We start from the raw sequence: 18,150 nt of genomic DNA on the forward strand, positions 1-18,150 counted from the left end.
CCTGCTGCTTTTATAGAGACAAGCCATGACCCCCGAACGCTTCAAGCGCATCACCGACATGCTGGCCCAGCGTCAGCTCGATTTGACCGTCTGTATGGAAGAGGTCCATAAACCTCACAATCTGGCCGCCATCGTGCGTACCGCCGATGCCATCGGCATCCACCGGGTACACGCCGTCTGGCCCAAAACCTGGATCCACAAGCGCAAGGGCACCGCCCGCGGCAGCCAGAACTGGGTGGATGTAAAACTGCACCCGGATATCGGCACAGCCGTTGCAGAGCTGAAAGCCTCCGGCATGCAGATCCTGGCGACCCATCTATCTGACAGCTCCGTCGATTTTCGCGCTATCGACTACACCAAACCGACCGCCATTCTGGTGGGTCAGGAAAAGCATGGCATCGGTGAAGAGGCGCTGGCGCTGGCCGACCACCATATCGTCATCCCCATGGTGGGCATGGTGCAGTCCCTCAACGTCTCGGTGGCTGCCGCCGCCATCCTCTACGAGGCGCAGCGCCAGCGCGAGCTGGCAGGTTGCTATCAGCGCGGCTGCCCGCTCACACTGGAGGAGCAGAACAGCATCCTGTTCGAGGGGGGTTATCCTATCTATGCCCAGCTCTGCAATGAGAAAGAGATGCCCTACCCCCAGCTCGGCCCGGCCGGTGAAATTCTGGCGGACGAAGAGTGGTGGCAACGGATGCAGCTGACCCGCAAAGGGTGGGCGCAGCAGAGCGAACAGGACGATCCGCAGGAGGAGTGATGGATAACCCTTTTGGCAGCTGGCTGGAATCCCACATCATCCGGGATCACCTGATCAACCCGAACATAGAGGCCGGTGACTACAGCTACTACTCCGGCTATTACCACGGCAAGCCGTTCGAGGATAACTGCGTCCGTTACCTGCTCGGCGATGGCTCGACCCGCGACACCTGGGAGAGCGGCCTCTGGGGCGAGGTGGATCGGCTGATCATCGGCAAGTTCTGCTCCATCGGCTCGGGCGCCACCTTCATGCTGGCGGGCAATCAGGGCCACCGGCTGGATTGGGTTTCCACCTTCCCGTTCAACCCCGACACCTTTGGCGAAGGGGCCCGCAGCGGCTTTCTGCGCAAGGGGGACACCCGGATTGGCAACGATGTCTGGATCGGCTCGGAAGCGATGATCATGCCCGGCATCACCATAGGTGATGGCGCCGTCATCGCCACCCGCGCCGTGGTGACCAAAGATGTGGCCCCTTACACCATAGTCGGCGGCAACCCGGCCCAACCAATCCGCCGTCGCTTCAGCGATGAGCAGATCCTCATGCTGCAAGAGATGCAGTGGTGGGACTGGCCCTTGCCCCGCTTGCAAGCCAGCATGGCGCTGCTCTGCTCGGGGGATATCGCGGCCCTTTATCACCATTGGCAACAGGAGTGTGCCTGATGAAACCCCTCTCTCTTTCCCTGTTGGCCCTGACCCTGTTTTCTGCCGGAGCCCTTGCCGTGACCAATACCTATCAGCTCACCAGCGAAGCCGATGTACCCAGCCTCTACCAGCAAACCCTGCCCGACTTCTGGCGCCAGCATGCGGTGGAAGGAGAGTTCAAGGGCAAGAATGGGGTGACAATACGCTATGCAGCACTGCGGCAGGAGAAGGTTGATCGCGCCATCCTCATCGTCAATGGCAGGGTCGAAAGCTACCTCAAGTATCAGGAGCTGGCGTGGGATCTCTGGCGTCAGGGCTACAGCCTCTATCTCATCGACCATCGAGGTCAGGGGATGTCCGACCGGATGCTGGATGACCCGCAGAAGGGATATGTCGACCAGTTCGACGATTATGTGGTCGATCTGAAGCAGTTTCACGACCAGATCATCATGGCGGACCAACCTGCCAAGCTGTTCCTGCTGGCCCACTCCATGGGCGGTGCCATCTCGGCCCGCTATCTGGAACGCTGGCCCGATGATATCAAGGCGGCCGTGCTCTCCTCCCCTATGCTGGGCATCAATCTCGGCGGTCTGCCCAAGTGGCTGGCCAAGGGATTGGCGAGCACCATAGGCACGGTCGGCGGCTGGATTGGCGAACCTCCCTACGGCCCAGGTCAGGGCGCCTATCAGGATCACGGCTTTGCCGATAACGAGCTGACTCACAGCCAGTCCCGCTATCAAGCCTTCCGCCAAATCTACGAGCAGCACCCGCAGATCAAGCTGGGTGGCGCGACCGCCCACTGGATTTATCAGGGGATCACAGGTGCAGATGCCGCCATCGCCGATGCGGGCGCCATCAAAACCCCGCTGCTGGTGCTGCAGGCTGGCAACGACAGCGTGGTGGACAATGCCGCACAGGATCGCTTCTGCACCATTGCCAGGTGCGAAGGGGGCAAACCACTGCGCATCGAGGGTGCCTGGCACGAGCTGTTTATCGAATCCGATGACAAGCGCCAGCCCGCCCTGACCGCGATGGTCGACTTTTTCGCCCGCTTCTGAGCTGGCTATTTTTTGTAACCCTAAATAAATGGGGTGACAGTGCGGGCTAAGGTAAACTGCCCCTGTTTTCAATCGATGCCGAGGTAATGATGTTCAAGGTAGTTGTATCCGATCTCGATGGCACTCTGCTCAACAAGCAGCACCAGATCTCTCCCCGTACCCGGGATACCCTGCACCGCCTGGTAGAACAAGGTGTGAAATTCGTGGTCGCCACCGGCCGTCATCACGTTGACGTTCGCAGCTTCCGCGATGCGCTGGGGATGGACATCTACCTCATTACCTCCAATGGCGCCGTGGTCCATGACAAACAGGATCAGCTGATTTTCAACCAGCCGCTGCCGACCGAGATCGCCGCCGAACTGATTGCGCTGGAGCGCGACCCCTCTATCCACCTCAATGTCTATCAGGGTGATGATTGGGTGGTGGAAGAAGAGCTGCCCTGGCTGCTGCAGTTCCACGACGAGTCAGGGTTCACCTATCGTCTGGTCGATGACCTGAAGCAGGAACCGAAAGAGCAGATCAACAAGGTGTTCTACATCGGTGACCACGAGAAACTGCTGAAGATCGAGGCGCACCTCAACCAGCGCTACGGCGATCAGCTCAACGTCACCTTCTCATTGCCGGACTGCCTCGAAGTGATGCACGCCGGAGTGCATAAGGGCAATGCTGTGCGAGCCGTGCTGGAGCAGAATGGTTTCGATATGTCGGAGGCGATCGCCTTCGGCGATGGCATGAACGACTTCGAGATGCTGACCATGGTGGGACGCGGCATCGTGATGGGCAACGCCCATGACCGCCTGAAAATGGCGCTGCCGGAGTATGAGCAGACCCTCACCTCCGACGAAGATGGCGTCGCCGTCTATCTGGAAAAACTGTTCGAGCTGGAGAGCGTCAGCGCAGCCTGATCCTCTTCATCCCGACATTCGATTCAACAAAGCCTCACCATGTGAGGCTTTGTTTTTTCAGGGTCTCCAGCCAGGGATTGGGCCGCTGCCAGCTGAAGCTCTGGTTCGCCCCGCCGTAGCATTCAGCCAACCGCAGCGGCGTGCCGGGGGTATGGCGTCGCCCGGCCACATCGAGGCAACGGGCAACCTTACTGTTGAACAGCCTGTCTTTCTGCCACTCCCACTGCGCCTGACCGTCACAGGGTGCCAACATCACTTCGCTGTCGTTTTTGGCTTGCAAACAGAGCTCCTGCAGGCGCAACTCACCCAGATCCCACTCGAACAGTTGATCGTCTTTTCCGCTGCAAGGTTGTGCCAACACCTTCTGTTGGGACACCGCAACGCAAAAATCACCGCTGGTCAGCAAGGGGGAGAGAGAACGCTCCTCCTGCGGTTGTGATGCAATAGAGCCCATCATCACATCGGTGGATGGCGGCTTGATGGTACAGCCACCCAGCAGCAAGGCCGCCAGCAGGGCAGGAGAGCAAGCAAAGGAAATTTTGTTATTCATGGAAAAATGCCTGAAATGGGCCGATGACATCCGGTTGTCAGTGACTCGAGGCTGAAGCATAACCGAAAGGCGGGGCGCGCTGCCCAAATAGAGTGTAAACAGACGTAACAGGGAGAGAGTACTGGCACGGCGGAGGCCAGAAAGCAAAAAACCCCGCCGAAGCGAGGTTTTTCTAAATGTGGTCGGTGATAAAGGATTCGAACCTTTGACCCTCTGGTCCCAAACCAGATGCGCTACCGGACTGCGCTAATCACCGAGGCTATTTCTTTCAAAATAGTTTACTTCAAAAAAACAAAGACGACCTGATGGTCATCCTCGTCATACAGCAAGTATGGTGCGAAGAGAGGGACTCGAACCCTCACACCCGGGGGGCACTAACACCTGAAGCTAGCGCGTCTACCAATTCCGCCACCTTCGCGTACCTGACAAGCTGTAAAATGGGGTGGCTGATGGGGCTCGAACCCACGACAACCGGAATCACAATCCGGGACTCTACCAACTGAGCTACAGCCACCACAGCTGTTTTCGTTCCACAACAACGCCCGTTTAACCGACGCACTTTTTATGGTGCGCCCGACAGGATTCGAACCTGTGACCTCTGCCTCCGGAGGGCAGCGCTCTATCCAGCTGAGCTACGGGCGCTACGCTGTCGAACGGGGCGCATTATTAATGATGGTTGCTGGTTTGTCTACACTTTTCTGTCACCGAAACACTGTTCGTTGCTTTTTCAAGCACATTGCGCACTTTTCTTCCACTATTCCCCAGCTGACAGCCGAAAAGGGGCAGATCGCAGTCGCAAATCGCCTTGCTGCCTTGACTTGATTTGATGCCCATCTAGAATGAATGAACGTTCATTCAATCGAAAGTCACACTGATGATTCTGGATAAAAAAGAGAGCATCTTCAACGCGGCCCATGAGGTGCTGGGTGAACGGGGTTTTCATGGTCTGTCGATTGCGGAAGTCGCCAAGAAGGCCAATGTTGCCACCGGCACCATCTATCGCTACTTCGGCGACAAGGATGATCTGATCCGGCAACTGCACCAGCACACTATCTTGCAGTGTGTGCCCATGGTCATGGCCGATGTAGCAATCGATAAAGTTTCATTTCAACAATTTCGCCAATTATGGCTCAATATTCATGCCATTTTTGTTAACGAACCCAACGCTATCCGGTGCAAATTGCAGTACGAGAGCTCTCCGCTAGGGGCAGAATTGGAGACCAATCCTGTCATTCTGGCTGCCTGGGAGCCTCTGGACCGATTTTTTGAACAGGGCGTTGAACAAGGATTGTTTATTGATTTACCGATACGGGCACTCCAGGTGTTGAGTCTGGACAGTGTCATGCATCTGGCCCTGCAGTGCAGGGTTCACAACATCACGCTGACCGAATCGCAGTTGGAAACCGCGATCCGGGCCAGCTGGAATGCCATTTTATCCCCCAATCTTTCCACCTCAGGAGCCTGTTCATGAAAAAGTGGATGGCCATTATGTTGCTGATAGCGATCGCCTTGTTTGGCAGCGTCATCGGCTTCAATTTGTTCAAACAGAAGATGATTGCCCAATATATGGCCAACCGGCCGGAGCCCGAGTTCCCTGTCACCGCCATGGTGACCAAGGCGCAGGATTGGGTACCGACCATCGAAGCGATAGGCTTCATCGAGCCGAATCAGGGGGTGACCCTCTCCACCGAACTGGCAGGTACCATTGACGCCATTACCTTCGAGTCAGGCAAACCGGTCAAGGCAGACCAGCTGCTGCTGAGCCTGGACTCCACCGTGGAGCGGGCCAATCTGCGCGCCTCCCAGGCCAAGCTGCCGGCGGCAAAAGCCAAGTTCGATCGTTTCCAGAACCTCTACAAGACCAGCTCCATCTCCAAAGAGCAGCTGGATGAAGCCGAAGCGGCCTATCGCTCGCTGGAAGCAGATATCGAGAGTCTGAAGGCGACCATTGCCCGTCGTGAAGTCCGTGCGCCCTTTAGCGGCGTGGTCGGCCTGCGCAATGTGTTCCTCGGTCAGTATCTGCAGCCGGGCACAGATATCGTGCGCCTGGAAGATACCAGCGTGATGCGCCTGCGCTTCACCGTGCCCCAGACCGATATCTCCAAAATCAAGCTGGGCCAGACCATCAAGATCAATGTGGATGCCTATCCGCAAACCCAGTTTGATGGTCACATCACCGCCATCGAACCTGCGGTCAACTTCCAGAGCGGCCTGATCCAGGTACAGGCAGACATTCCGAACAACGACGGTCAGCTCCGTTCCGGTATGTTCGCCCGCGCCAGCATCATTCTGCCGACGGTGAAAGATCAGATCGTGATCCCGCAGAGCGCTATCTCCTTCACCCTTTACGGTCAGAACGTCTACGTGCTCAAAGAGGGCGAAGAGACCGACAAAGAGGGTAACAAGGTGAAAGTGCTGCGAGCCAAGCAGGTTGTGGTCAAGGCCGGTGAGCGCCGTGGCAACGATGTGCATGTGCTCTCCGGCATCCAGGCCGGTGACCAGATCGTACTGTCGGGTCAGGTTCGCCTGAGCAACGACACCAAGGTGCATGTGGTCGAGAACGATGCCCTGGCCGTTCCGGCACAAACCCCGATGCTGTAAGCGCGGAGATCTGCGATGCGATTTACTGACATATTTATAAAACGGCCTGTGCTGGCGATCTCGCTCAGCTTCCTGATCGCCTTGCTGGGCTTTCAGGCCATCTTCAAGATGCAGGTACGGGAATACCCCGAGGTGACCAACACGGTGATCACCGTCAGCACTGGCTACTATGGCGCCAGTTCTGATCTGATCCAGGGGTTCATCACCCAGCCGCTGGAACAGGCGGTCGCGCAAGCCGACAACATCGACTTCATGACCTCCTCCAGCCAGCTGGGTAGCTCAACCATCACTGCGTACATGAAGCTCAACACCGACCCCAACGCCGCGTTGTCCGACATCCTGGCGAAGGTGAACTCGGTGCGATCCCAGTTGCCGAAAGAGGCGGAAGACCCGTCGGTCACCTCCTCCACCGGTTCAACCACGGCGGTGCTCTACCTCGGCTTTACCAGCCCGGAGCTCAATTCCAGCCAGATCACCGACTATCTGGAGCGGGTTATCAAGCCGCAGCTCTTTACTGTCGGCGGGGTCTCCAAGGTTGACCTCTACGGCGGTGTCGAGTTTGCCCTGCGGGTATGGCTGGATCCGGCCAAGATGGCGGCCTTCAACCTGACTGCCAGTGACGTGATGACGGTGCTCAACAGCAACAACTATCAGTCCGCGACAGGTCAGGCGACCGGTTACTTCACCCTGTTCAACGGCAACGCCGAGACCCAGGTCAAGGATGTCGACGAGCTGAAGCGTCTGGTCGTTGCTACCCGTGACGGCAAGGTGATCCGCCTTTCCGACATTGCCAAGGTGACCCTCGAGAAGAGCCACGACATCTATCGCGCCAGCGCCAACGGCCGCGAAGCGGTTGTCATGGCGGTCAACGCCGCACCGACAGCCAACCCCATCAACATCGCCCACGATGTGCTGGCGTTGCTGCCGAGCCTTGAGCGCAACATGCCGAGCACCATGCGTCTCAACGTGATGTATGACTCCACCGTGGCGATCAACGAGTCCATCCACGAGGTTATCAAGACCATTCTGGAGGCAGCCGCCATCGTTCTGGTGGTCATCACCCTGTTCCTCGGTTCGTTCCGCGCGGTCATCATCCCGATCATCACCATTCCGCTCAGTCTTATCGGCGTAGTGATGATGATGGATATGTTCGGCTTCTCGATAAACCTGATGACCCTGCTGGCGATGGTTCTGGCGATCGGTCTGGTGGTGGATGACGCCATCGTGGTGCTGGAGAACGTCGACCGTCATATCAAGGAGGGGGAAGAACCGTTCCGGGCAGCCATTATCGGTACCCGCGAGATCGCGGTACCGGTTATCGCCATGACGGTCACCCTGGCGGCGGTATACGCGCCTATCGCCCTGATGGGGGGTATCACAGGCTCCCTGTTCAAGGAGTTTGCCCTGACCCTGGCTGGTGCCGTGTTCGTCTCGGGCATCATCGCCCTGACTCTGTCACCGATGATGTGTTCCAAGATGCTCAAGGCCAACGAGCAGCCGGGCAAGTTCGAGAGCACAGTCCACCACCTGCTGGAGCGGATGACCGATCGCTACGACAGCATGCTGCACGCCGTGATGAAAAAGCGCCCCGTCATCGTGGTGTTCGCCGTCATCGTCTTCGCCAGCCTGCCGTTGCTGTTCAAGTTCATCCCGAGCGAACTGGCACCGTCAGAGGACAAGGGGGTAATGGCCGTGCTGGGTACCGCACCGTCCAACGCCAACCTGGACTACATCGAAAACACCATGGCGGATGTGAACAAGATCCTGGACGACCAGCCCGAGATCGCCTTCTCCCAGGTCTTCTCAGGGGTGTTCAACGCCAACCAGGCGTTCGGTATCGCCTCCATGGTGCCCTGGAGCCAGCGTGAAGCGAGCCAGAAAGAGGTGCTGGATCGGGTCGCCAATCTGGTGAAAGACATCCCGGGTATGGCCATCACCACCTTCCAGTTCCCGGAACTGCCGGGCGCATCGAGTGGTCTGCCGATCCAGTTCGTCATCACCACCCCGAACAGCTTCGAAAGCCTGTTCCTGGTGGCCGGGGAAATTCTGGCAGCGGCGCAGAGTAACGGTCAGTTCGTCTATTCGGATCTCGATCTGAACTACGACTCCGCCACCATGAAGATCCGCATCGACAAGGACAAGGCGGGTGCCTACGGCATCACCATGCAGGATATCGGTATCACCATGGGCACCATGATGGCGGACGGTTACGTCAACCGTATCGATCTGGATGGCCGCTCCTACGAGGTGATCCCGCAGGTCGAGCGCAAATACCGTCTCAATCCGGAGTCCATCAAGGGCTATTACGTGCGGGCCGCAGACGGCAAGTCGATCCCGCTCGGCAGCCTGATCAGCATTGAAGTGGTTGGCGAGCCCCGTGCCCTGCCCCACTTCAACCAGCTGAACTCTGCCACCATAGGCGCCGTTCCGGCTCCGGGCGTGGCCATGGGTGATGCGATCAACTGGTTCCAGACCACCGCCAACGAGAAGCTGCCGCAAGGCTATCGTTACGACTTCATGGGTGAAGCCCGTCAGTTCGTCACCGAAGGCAATGCGCTCTATGCCACCTTCGCGCTGGCACTGGCCATCATCTTCCTGGTGCTGGCAATCCAGTTCGAGTCGGTGCGTGACCCGCTGGTCATCATGGTCTCTGTACCGCTCGCCATCAGCGGGGCCTTGATTGCCCTGGCATGGGGTATGGCGACCATGAACATCTACTCCCAGGTGGGCCTCATCACCCTGGTGGGTCTGATTACCAAGCACGGTATCCTGATCTGTGAAGTAGCTAAGGAAGAGCAGCTGCTGCGCGGCATGAACCGGATGGAAGCCGTGATGCAAGCCGCCAAGGTGCGTCTGCGTCCGATCCTGATGACCACGGCCGCCATGATTGCCGGTCTGATCCCGCTGCTCTACGCCGCAGGCGCCGGTGCGGCACAGCGTTTCAGTATCGGTATCGTCATCGTGGCAGGTCTTGCCATCGGTACCCTGTTCACCCTGTTCGTGCTGCCGGTGATCTACACCTATCTGGCTTCCGAGCACAAACCCTTGCCGGTATTCGATGAAACCATTCCGCCCAAAGCAAACGGCGGACATTAATCATCAATGACATGCAAAGGCCCCGTATCGGGGCCTTTTTTATGCTTCGCAGGAAAGACGACATAAGTGCATGAAGCAGTTAAACTAAAAAACACCACATCCAGACCGCAAGGACGCCATGTCAGGACTCTTCACCAAGACCGCCAGGGCCGTAGGCCGCAACGGACTCTCATATCGCCTGCTCTCCTACATTCTGGTCTGCAGTACCGTATTGGCGATGATCATTACGGCGCTGCAACTCGCGTGGGATTACCGCAAGGATGTCGCCGTCATCGAAGACAGCATCGGCCAGATCGAGGCCTCGTTCCTGCAACCCATCGCCGCCAGCTTGTGGAACCTCGATGAAGAGCAGGTCAAAGTGCAAATAGAAGGGATCATGAACCTGCCCAACATGCAGTTCGTGATGGTCAAGGAGATGCTCGGCAACTCCGAAGTCCCGCTGCTGACCCAGGGGGTCGAGCGGGAAAGCTATGATATCTCCCGCGAATTCAACCTCACCTATCAGGGTGAAATCGTTGGCAAGCTGTTCGTTGCCGCCTCTCTCGAGCAGATCTACCAGCGCCTCATCGAAAAATCGGTGCTGATCATGGTCAGCCAGACCATCAAGACCCTGGTGGTCTCATTTTGCATCCTGATCATCATTTATTATCTGGTAGTCAGGCACATCAACCGCATCGCCAACTACGCCCAGAAGTTCAACCTCGATCGGCTCGACATGGCGCTAGAGCTGGAAGGCCGCCCGCAGCCACGCAAGAAACCCGATGAGCTGGATACCCTGGTCTCCACCCTCAACCAGATGCGTACCCGACTGCGTGACGAGCTGGTTGCTCGCCATCAGGCGGTCGAACAACTGCAAAAGGAACGGGACTTCTCCGCCACCCTGATCAACTCCGCCAACATGGTCATCTGCTGCATGGAACCGGATTTGACCATCGCCAGCATCAACCCGGCAGCCATACTGCTGACCGGCTACCACCAGCAAGAATTGTTGCAGCACAACTGGCTGGATCTCTTTGTCAGCCCGGCGCAACGGGAAGAGCTGAACGATATTCTGACGGCGGAAGGTTCACTGTCAGACAAAGAGGTCATCATGCATGACCAGCAGGCCCATGAGCTGGTACTGCAATGGACCTTCGTCCCCTTCTACGATGGTCCCAACCTCAAGTACCAGATCGGCTTCGGCTACGACATCACCCAGCTGAAAAAGGTCGAGCGGGAGATAATCCAGCTCAACGAGCAGCTGGAGGGCAAGGTGGTGGAGCGTACCCGCAGCCTGAGCGAAGCCAACAACCAGCTCGGCAAGGCGTACGACGACCTGAAACAGGCCCAGCAGACCCTTGTGGAGTCCGAGAAGATGGCCTCCCTCGGCTCGCTGGTAGCCGGGGTGGCACACGAGATCAACACTCCGATCGGCATCAGCGTGACCGCCTCCTCCTACCTGCAAGAGCGGGTCGCCGACTTCAAGTCCCATATCGACTCCAAGCAGCTGTCGCGCTCCTATCTCAACGAGTTCACCGTCAACCTCGACGAATCGATGCAGCTGCTGCAGAGCAACCTGCGGCGCGCCTCCGAGCTGATTGCCAGCTTCAAACAGGTAGCGGTCGATCAGTCATCGGAAGCGCGCTACAACTTCAGTCTCGCCGACAACCTCCATCAGGTAGTGGTCTCGCTTGGCCACAAACTGAAGAAGAGCCAGTGCGAAGTGGATATCCAGTGCGATCCCAAGCTGTCGATCTTCTCCTTCCCGGGCAGTTTTACCCAAATCTACTCGAACCTGATCCTCAACTCCATCAACCACGGGTTCGACAACTGGGACAAACCGAAGAAGATCACCATCAAGGTGGAACAGCAGGGAGAAGAGCTGTTTATCGACTACTCGGACAACGGCCGCGGCATCCCGCCCGAAATCTTGCCGCGCATCTTCGATCCCTTCGTCACCTCCAAGCGGGGTCAGGGCGGCAGCGGTCTGGGCACACACATCATCTACAACCTGGTGGTGCAACTGCTGAAAGGCCGTATCAGCTGTGCCAGCGAACCGGGCCAGGGCGCCCAGTTCCATATTCGCCTGCCGATCCAACATAACTGAGCGCTGGCTCTTGTGAGCCAGCCGCTTTATCCCCATCATGCTGTGATTGCATTCTTAATGAGCGGAGAACCTCGCAATGGCACAGCATTTTGACTATATCGCCATCGGCGGCGGCAGCGGCGGTATCGCCTCGGCCAACCGGGCTGCCATGTACGGTAAGAAAGTTGCCCTGATTGAAGCCAAAGAGTTGGGTGGAACCTGCGTCAACGTAGGCTGCGTACCGAAGAAGGCCATGTGGTATGCCGGCCAGATCGCCGATGCCCTGAAATATGGCGCCGACTACGGCTTTGACACCACCCTCAACCACTTCAACTGGGCCAAGCTGGTCGAGTCCCGCCAGGCCTACATCGGCCGCATTCACCAGTCCTATCAGAACGTGCTGGGCAAGAACCAGATCACCGTCATCAAGGGCTTCGCCCGCTTCGTCAGCAGCAACACCATCGAGGTCAATGGCGAGCACTACACGGCCGATCACATTCTGATCGCTACCGGTGGCCGCCCGGAAATTCCGGCTATCCCGGGTGCCGAGCTGGGTATCGACTCCGACGGTTTCTTCGCATTGCAGGCACAACCGAAGCGGGTTGCCGTAGTGGGTGCTGGCTACATCGCGGTCGAGATCGCAGGGGTGATGCAGGCGCTCGGCTCAGAGACCCATCTGGTGGTGCGCAAGCACGCGCCGCTGCGCAACTTCGACCCCATGATCCACGAGACATTGGTCGAAATCATGGCGCAGGAAGGGCCCAAGCTGCACACCCACGCCATTCCCAAAGCCGTGCTCAAGAACGCTGACAACAGCCTGACCCTGCAACTGGAAGATGGTCGCCACCTCACCGTCGACTGCCTGATCTGGGCCATCGGCCGGGTACCGGCTACCGACAACCTCAATCTGGCTGCCGCAGGCATCGCGCTGGACGAGAAGGGCTTTATCCCGACCGACAAGTTCCAGAACACCGCCGTCGCCAACATCTATGCGGTGGGTGACAACACGGGACGCATCCAGCTCACCCCGGTGGCCGTCGCTGCGGGCCGTCGCCTCTCCGAGCGGCTGTTCAACAACAAGCCGAACGAGCACCTCAACTACGATCTGGTACCGACCGTGGTGTTCAGCCACCCGCCCATCGGCACCATCGGCCTGACCGAACCGGAAGCCATCGCTGAGTACGGTGAAGATCAGGTGAAGGTCTACCGCAGCCAGTTCACCGCCATGTACTCGGCACTGACCCAGCATCGCCAGCCCACCCGGATGAAGCTGGTCTGTGTCGGCCCGGAAGAGAAGGTGGTCGGTCTGCATGGTATCGGCTTTGCGATGGACGAGATCCTGCAAGGCTTCGGCGTCGCCATGAAGATGGGGGCCACCAAGGCAGATTTCGACAACTGCGTGGCTATCCATCCGACCAGTGCTGAAGAGTTCGTGACAATGCGATAGGTACGTTTGAAGTTGGCCTGTCATTATCAGGCTAACTTCAACAACTGCGTTCCTACGCCTCATCCCACCAGCGCTGAAGAGTTCGTCACTATGCGTTAAGGGCAGATGAAGTTGGCCTGTCACGAGCAGCCAGCCTCTACAGCCATCTAACCCCTTCTCCCAAACCCGGCTCAGGCTGGGTTTTTTGATCCCTCCTCGCTATTTCTCTCGCAAATCCGTCGTTCTTTACGCCGATTTTACGCCTGCCACATGGCGCTTTATGGCGCCTTTACGCCTGTTTTACATACCCTTTCCAGCGTCAATGACACCAACAGAGTCGATATGGTCTTACATCGGCTCTCGCAGCTAATTATCTCAATGGAGTCGATATGAATTGGCTATATCTGCTGCTCGTCCTCGCCTTGATGGCCTATCTGATGCGCGCACTCACGCGCAGTCACGAGTGAGGGACTACCTATATGCAGCAAGAAATTATCTACCCGGTGGCCAGCAAACTGCCGAGCCTCGTGAGCAATCCAATGCGAGCCCTGACGCACCGTGACCACGAGTGAGGAACTAGAACATGTGGCAAGAAATAATCTATCCGGTGGCCTTCGTGCTGCTGGTTCTGCTGCCGGCACCGCTGCTGGGCAACTACATCTACCGGGTATTTGAAGGCAAAATCCACTGGCTGGCACCGGTCGAGCGCGCCACGCTGGCTTGCTGTGGCACCGATGGACGAGAGCAGGACTGGAAGTCCTACGCCCTCAGCCTACTGGCCTTCAACGGCGCCGGTTTCGGTCTGCTGTTCCTGATCCTGATGGCTCAGGGGTTGCTGCCCCTCAACCCGCAGCAACTGCCGGGTCTGAGCTGGCAACTGGCATTCAACACCGCGGTCAGCTTTATGACCAACACCAACTGGCAAGCCTATTCCGGTGAGGCCAGCCTCTCCTACTTCAGCCAGATGGTAGGCCTGACCACCCAGAACTTCGTCTCCGCAGGGACGGGTGCTGCCGTCGCCATTGCCCTGTTCCGCGGTATCGCCCGCCAGCAGACCATCAACCTTGGCAACTTCTGGCAGGATCTGGTGCGTTTCTGCCTCTATGTGCTGCTGCCCATCGCGCTGATCATGGCGCTGGTGCTGGTATGGCAAGGGGTGCCGCAAAGCCTCTCCGCCTATCTGCCGTTCCACGGTGTGGAAGGTCAGGAGCAGCTGCTGCCCCTCGGCCCGGCGGCCTCGCAGATCGCCATCAAGCAGCTTGGCTCCAACGGCGGCGGCTTCTTCGGCATCAACTCGGCACATCCGTTCGAGAACCCGACAGCCCTCTCCAACTGGCTGGAGATGGTCGCCCTGCTCACCATCGCCGCCGCCATGGTCTTTACTCTGGGCCGCTATGTGAAAGACATGGCCCACAGCCGCGCCATTCTCGGCGCCATGACCCTCATGCTGGTGTTGGGGCTCTTCGTCTCCCTCTCCCAGGAGCTGAAACCGGATCACGCCCTCGCCCAGCTCACCACTGACGCCAGCAACATGACTGGCAACTGGGAAGGCAAGGAGAGCCGCTTCGGCCCTGTGCTCTCCAGCATCTGGGAAGTGGCGACTACTGCCGCCTCCAACGGTGCCGTCAACGCCATGCACGACAGCTTTACTCCGCTCGGCGGCATGGTGGGCATGATCAACATGCTGCTGGGTGAGGTCATCTTCGGCGGGGTCGGCTCCGGTATCTACGGCATGATGCTGTTCGTGCTTCTGACCGTGTTCCTGTGCGGCCTGATGGTGGGACGTACCCCGACCTATCTGGGCAAACGCCTCGGCATCACCGAAATGAAGTGGGTCGTCGCCAGCATGCTGGTAATGCCGGTGGGGGTTTTGGTGATCGGTGGCGTCACCCTGCTGATGCCGGATGCCAGCACCATCATCGGCCATGATGGCCCGCACGGTCTGTCACGCCTCATCTATGCCTACGCCTCGGCTGCCGGCAACAACGGCTCCGCCTTCGCCGGTTTTGCCGCCGGTGACAACTGGCAGTGCATCGCCATCGGTCTGGCCATGCTGCTCGGTCGCTTCGGCTACATCATTCCGGTACTGGCCATCGCCGGTCAGCTGGCCCGTGCGCCCCGTCAGGAGACGAGCGAAGGGGACTTCCCCATCAGCGGCCCGCTGTTCGTTACCCTGCTGATCATCACCGTCCTGCTGATAGGTGGCCTCTCCTTCCTACCGGTGCTGGCACTGGGCCCGGTGGCCGAACATCTGAGTCTGATCAGAGGAGCATTCTGATGAACCTGACCCTGTCGATCACCATCCGGATGCCAATGGCCAACTATCTGATGCTGGGAGCTTTCCAATGAGCAAGTCCACTGCAATGAGCACCGACACCATGTTGGTGAAGGGCAAAAAACAGAAATCACAGATCATCCAGGCAATGGTTGAGGCCCTTTATCGCTTCAATCCCAAGGCGCTGTTTGGCAGCCCCATCCTGTTCACCCTCTGGCTGGCCGCAGTCATGGCGACCGTGGAGTCCCTGCTGGGGCAGCCTTTCTCCGGCGTCGCTCCCTCACTGGCGTGGCAGCTGACCGCCTGGCTCTGGCTGACCCTCTGGTTTGCCAACTTCGCGGAAACCCTGGCCGAGGGGCGCGGCAAGGCCCGCGCCGATAGCCTGAAAGCGGGCATGAGCCAGCTCAAGGCCCGTCGTGTGGCGAATGCCAAAGATGGTCAGGGCGAGTGGGTCCCCGCCACCAGCCTGATGAAGGGGGATCTGGTGCTGGTACGCAGCGGCGAGATGATCCCGGCCGACGGTGAAGTGATCGCCGGTATCGCCTCGGTCAACGAGGCCGCCATCACCGGCGAATCCGCCCCCGTCATCCGCGAGTCGGGTACCGACCGCAGCGGCGTGACCGGCAACACGACGGTCGTCTCCGACGAGATCTGGGTGCGCGTCAGCAACAATCCGGGCGAGAGCACGCTGGATCGGATGATCGCACTGGTGGAAGGGGCCAAGCGCCAGAAGACCCCCAACGAGATGGCGCTCGACGCCCTGCTGGTGGGCCTGACCCTGATCTTCCTGTTGGTGGTCGCCACCCTGCCCTGGTTCCTCGACTACAACGGCACCCAGGTCCCGCGTCTCTACCTGATCGCTCTCTTTATCACCCTGATCCCGACCACCATCGGCGGCCTGCTCTCCGCCATCGGCATTGCCGGTATGGATCGACTGGTGAAGCTGAACGTCATCGCCAAGTCTGGCCGTGCCGTGGAAGCGGCTGGTGACGTGCGCACCCTGCTGCTGGACAAGACCGGCACCATCACCTTCGGTAACCGGATGGCGGATGAGCTGATCCCGGCCCCCGGCGTCGACCCTGCCCTGCTGGCACAAGCGGCCATGCTGGCCTCGCTGGGTGACAATACCCCGGAGGGCAAATCCATCCTGACTCTGGCCAGCAAGAGCATGGCCAAGCCGAGCCAGCTGGAGAGCGACAAGGTGATCCCCTTCAGCGCCGAGACCCGGCTGAGCGGACTGGATCGCAACGGTCATCAATATCGCAAGGGTGCGGTAGATGCCGTGCTGAACTACCTCAGCCTCGACCGCAAGGCGGTGCCGGAGCTGGTACTCAAGTCAGTCGACAGCATCGCCCGTCAGGGTGGTACTCCGCTGCTGGTCTGCACTCAGGAGAAACTGCTGGGGGTGGTCTACCTCAAGGACATCATCAAGCCCGGAATCAAAGCCCGCTTCCAGATCCTGCGCCATATGGGGATCCGTACCGTGATGATCACCGGCGACAACCCGAAAACCGCCGCCGCCATCGCCGCCGAAGCCGGGGTGGATGACTTCATCGCCGAAGCAACGCCGGAGAAGAAGCTCGCCTATATCCGGCAGGAACAGGCCGATGGTCGTCTGGTTGCCATGTGCGGCGACGGTGCCAACGACGCACCTGCGCTGGCACAGGCTGATGTGGGTCTGGCCATGAACGAGGGTACCCAGGCCGCCAAGGAGGCGGGCAATCTGGTGGATCTCGACTCCAACCCCACCAAGCTGCTGGATGTGGTGCTGGTCGGCAAACAGCTGCTGGTGACCCGTGGCGCCCTGACCACCTTCTCCATCGCCAACGACGTGGCCAAGTACTTCGCCATCCTGCCGGCCCTGTTCATCGCCGCCTACCCGCAACTGGGGGCGCTGAACCTGATGCAGCTGGGCAGCCCGCAGAGCGCCATCCTGTCGGCCATCATCTTCAACGCCCTGATCATTGTGGCGCTGGTGCCACTGGCTCTGCGCGGTGTCGACCTGAAAGGCTCGGCCGCCAGCCTGCTGCGCCGCAACCTGCTGATCTACGGTGTCGGCGGCCTGCTGGTGCCGTTTATCGGCATCAAGCTGATCGATCTGGTCATTACCGGCCTGGGTCTGGTGTAACGACATAACCGGGATGCGGGGCGAACCCGCATCCCCAGCCATCCTTTTGGAGCAAGAGAATCATGATAGCAATCAGAACCCTGTTGACCCTGACCCTGCTGCTGGGCGTGGGTTATTCGCTGGCGGTCACCGGGCTGGCCCAACTGCTGTTCCCCTGGCAAGCCAACGGCAGCCAGCTGACCGACAGCAAGCAGCAACTGATCGGTAGCGCCCTGCTGGGGCAGAAATTCGAGCGGGCTGACTACTTCCATCCCCGTCCCTCAGCCAGCGATTTCAACACCATTGGCGGCAGCGCCAGCAATCTGGGGATGAGCTCACCACTGCGGGCAGAGTTTGCCGAACAGGTGGCCAAGGCACAGCCTGGAACCCGCTCCCCCGCCATGCTGACCCGCTCCGCCTCCGGCCTCGATCCCCACCTGCCGCTGGATGCGGTGCTGGCTCAGGTCGACCGCGTCGCCAAAGAACGTGGACTGGATCCCGCCCAACTGACGGAGCAGGTCAAGTCGGCCACACAAGCTGGTATCCTTGGCCCGCAGGTGGTCAACATTCTCCAGATGAATCTGCAACTGGATCATCACAAGGGCGCCTGATGGTGCCCATTCCGGTTTGGTGATGACCTCGATTTTCGCAACGGGCGGTTGGCTCGAT

At 59.0% G+C, this 18,150-nt stretch carries 13 protein-coding genes and 4 tRNA genes; 12 read left to right on the plus strand and 5 right to left on the minus strand.

Annotation, left to right across the window (positions count from 1 at the left end):
* Nucleotides 1-25 precede the first annotated feature (25 nt).
* The 4 genes from trmH to I6L34_RS10450 all read left to right on the plus strand — a co-directional run bounded on the left by trmH (nucleotide 26) and on the right by I6L34_RS10450 (nucleotide 3,361).
* A complete protein-coding gene (gene trmH, locus I6L34_RS10435) occupies nucleotides 26-757 on the plus strand; it encodes a tRNA (guanosine(18)-2'-O)-methyltransferase TrmH (protein ID WP_216956768.1) in 732 nt (243 codons plus the stop codon).
* Nucleotides 757-1,416, plus strand: coding sequence for a CatB-related O-acetyltransferase (locus I6L34_RS10440; RefSeq protein WP_216956770.1), 660 nt, complete (start codon nucleotides 757-759; stop codon nucleotides 1,414-1,416). Before trmH ends, I6L34_RS10440 begins: the two co-directional genes overlap by 1 nt.
* Nucleotides 1,416-2,456 (plus strand): alpha/beta fold hydrolase, encoded by a 1,041-nt coding sequence (locus I6L34_RS10445; protein ID WP_204382361.1) that lies wholly within the window; start codon nucleotides 1,416-1,418, stop codon nucleotides 2,454-2,456. Before I6L34_RS10440 ends, I6L34_RS10445 begins: the two co-directional genes overlap by 1 nt.
* An 89-nt stretch (nucleotides 2,457-2,545) precedes the next feature.
* Nucleotides 2,546-3,361 (plus strand): Cof-type HAD-IIB family hydrolase, encoded by an 816-nt coding sequence (locus tag I6L34_RS10450; protein ID WP_005339262.1) that lies wholly within the window; start codon nucleotides 2,546-2,548, stop codon nucleotides 3,359-3,361.
* Nucleotides 3,362-3,395: 34 nt separating this feature from the next.
* Here I6L34_RS10450 and I6L34_RS10455 read toward each other — a convergent pair whose 3' ends face one another.
* From I6L34_RS10455 to I6L34_RS10475, 5 genes are all read right to left on the minus strand, one after another.
* Nucleotides 3,396-3,911: a ricin-type beta-trefoil lectin domain protein gene (locus I6L34_RS10455; protein ID WP_058059781.1), complete on the minus strand. Its 516-nt coding sequence runs from the start codon at nucleotides 3,909-3,911 to the stop codon at nucleotides 3,396-3,398.
* A 179-nt stretch (nucleotides 3,912-4,090) separates the two neighbouring features.
* A tRNA-Pro gene (locus I6L34_RS10460) sits at nucleotides 4,091-4,167 on the minus strand.
* Nucleotides 4,168-4,243: 76 nt separating this feature from the next.
* A tRNA-Leu gene (locus tag I6L34_RS10465) sits at nucleotides 4,244-4,329 on the minus strand.
* A 20-nt stretch (nucleotides 4,330-4,349) separates the two neighbouring features.
* Nucleotides 4,350-4,425 (minus strand) — tRNA-His (locus I6L34_RS10470).
* A 51-nt stretch (nucleotides 4,426-4,476) separates the two neighbouring features.
* Nucleotides 4,477-4,553 (minus strand) — tRNA-Arg (locus I6L34_RS10475).
* 232 nt (nucleotides 4,554-4,785) lie between these two features.
* On the opposite strand from I6L34_RS10475, the gene I6L34_RS10480 reads away from it, so the two are divergent.
* The 8 genes from I6L34_RS10480 to I6L34_RS10515 all read left to right on the plus strand — a co-directional run bounded on the left by I6L34_RS10480 (nucleotide 4,786) and on the right by I6L34_RS10515 (nucleotide 18,092).
* The gene (locus I6L34_RS10480; RefSeq protein ID WP_005339267.1) at nucleotides 4,786-5,382 is read left to right on the plus strand and encodes a TetR/AcrR family transcriptional regulator; all 597 of its coding nucleotides are present in this window, start codon (nucleotides 4,786-4,788) and stop codon (nucleotides 5,380-5,382) included.
* Complete coding sequence (locus I6L34_RS10485; protein ID WP_005339268.1) at nucleotides 5,379-6,512, plus strand: efflux RND transporter periplasmic adaptor subunit; 1,134 nt, start codon at nucleotides 5,379-5,381, stop codon at nucleotides 6,510-6,512. The genes I6L34_RS10480 and I6L34_RS10485 overlap by 4 nt, the downstream gene beginning before the upstream one ends.
* 15 nt (nucleotides 6,513-6,527) lie before the next feature.
* Nucleotides 6,528-9,608 (plus strand): multidrug efflux RND transporter permease subunit, encoded by a 3,081-nt coding sequence (locus tag I6L34_RS10490; RefSeq protein ID WP_216956772.1) that lies wholly within the window; start codon nucleotides 6,528-6,530, stop codon nucleotides 9,606-9,608.
* A gap of 118 nt (nucleotides 9,609-9,726) precedes the next feature.
* A complete protein-coding gene (locus I6L34_RS10495) occupies nucleotides 9,727-11,694 on the plus strand; it encodes an ATP-binding protein (protein ID WP_075116248.1) in 1,968 nt (655 codons plus the stop codon).
* 76 nt (nucleotides 11,695-11,770) lie between these two features.
* Nucleotides 11,771-13,120, plus strand: coding sequence for a glutathione-disulfide reductase (gene gorA / locus I6L34_RS10500; protein ID WP_058059783.1), 1,350 nt, complete (start codon nucleotides 11,771-11,773; stop codon nucleotides 13,118-13,120).
* Between the two features lie 562 nt (nucleotides 13,121-13,682).
* A complete protein-coding gene (gene kdpA / locus I6L34_RS10505) occupies nucleotides 13,683-15,377 on the plus strand; it encodes a potassium-transporting ATPase subunit KdpA (RefSeq protein WP_075116247.1) in 1,695 nt (564 codons plus the stop codon).
* A gap of 67 nt (nucleotides 15,378-15,444) precedes the next feature.
* Nucleotides 15,445-17,502 carry a potassium-transporting ATPase subunit KdpB gene (gene kdpB / locus I6L34_RS10510; RefSeq protein ID WP_005355771.1) on the plus strand — a complete coding sequence of 686 codons (2,058 nt, stop codon included), beginning with the start codon at nucleotides 15,445-15,447 and terminating at the stop codon, nucleotides 17,500-17,502.
* A 62-nt stretch (nucleotides 17,503-17,564) separates the two neighbouring features.
* Entirely contained in the window at nucleotides 17,565-18,092 is a 528-nt protein-coding gene (locus tag I6L34_RS10515; RefSeq protein ID WP_058056559.1) for a potassium-transporting ATPase subunit C, read from the plus strand.
* The last annotated feature ends 58 nt before the right edge of the window (nucleotides 18,093-18,150 follow it).

Source organism: Aeromonas sp. FDAARGOS 1404 (assembly GCF_019047085.1).
In the GTDB taxonomy this organism is placed as follows: Bacteria; Pseudomonadota; Gammaproteobacteria; order Enterobacterales; family Aeromonadaceae; genus Aeromonas; species Aeromonas veronii.

Excerpts from the sequence above, each read along its gene's own strand:
- trmH (WP_216956768.1), top strand. The coding sequence starts at position 26 with ATGACCCCCGAACGCTTCAAGCGCATCACCGACATGCTGGCCCAGCGT.
- I6L34_RS10440 (WP_216956770.1), top strand. The coding sequence starts at position 757 with ATGGATAACCCTTTTGGCAGCTGGCTGGAATCCCACATCATCCGGGAT.
- I6L34_RS10445 (WP_204382361.1), top strand. The coding sequence starts at position 1,416 with ATGAAACCCCTCTCTCTTTCCCTGTTGGCCCTGACCCTGTTTTCTGCC.
- I6L34_RS10450 (WP_005339262.1), top strand. The coding sequence starts at position 2,546 with ATGTTCAAGGTAGTTGTATCCGATCTCGATGGCACTCTGCTCAACAAG.
- I6L34_RS10455 (WP_058059781.1), bottom strand. The coding sequence starts at position 3,911 with ATGAATAACAAAATTTCCTTTGCTTGCTCTCCTGCCCTGCTGGCGGCC.
- I6L34_RS10480 (WP_005339267.1), top strand. The coding sequence starts at position 4,786 with ATGATTCTGGATAAAAAAGAGAGCATCTTCAACGCGGCCCATGAGGTG.
- I6L34_RS10485 (WP_005339268.1), top strand. The coding sequence starts at position 5,379 with ATGAAAAAGTGGATGGCCATTATGTTGCTGATAGCGATCGCCTTGTTT.
- I6L34_RS10490 (WP_216956772.1), top strand. The coding sequence starts at position 6,528 with ATGCGATTTACTGACATATTTATAAAACGGCCTGTGCTGGCGATCTCG.
- I6L34_RS10495 (WP_075116248.1), top strand. The coding sequence starts at position 9,727 with ATGTCAGGACTCTTCACCAAGACCGCCAGGGCCGTAGGCCGCAACGGA.
- gorA (WP_058059783.1), top strand. The coding sequence starts at position 11,771 with ATGGCACAGCATTTTGACTATATCGCCATCGGCGGCGGCAGCGGCGGT.
- kdpA (WP_075116247.1), top strand. The coding sequence starts at position 13,683 with ATGTGGCAAGAAATAATCTATCCGGTGGCCTTCGTGCTGCTGGTTCTG.
- kdpB (WP_005355771.1), top strand. The coding sequence starts at position 15,445 with ATGAGCAAGTCCACTGCAATGAGCACCGACACCATGTTGGTGAAGGGC.
- I6L34_RS10515 (WP_058056559.1), top strand. The coding sequence starts at position 17,565 with ATGATAGCAATCAGAACCCTGTTGACCCTGACCCTGCTGCTGGGCGTG.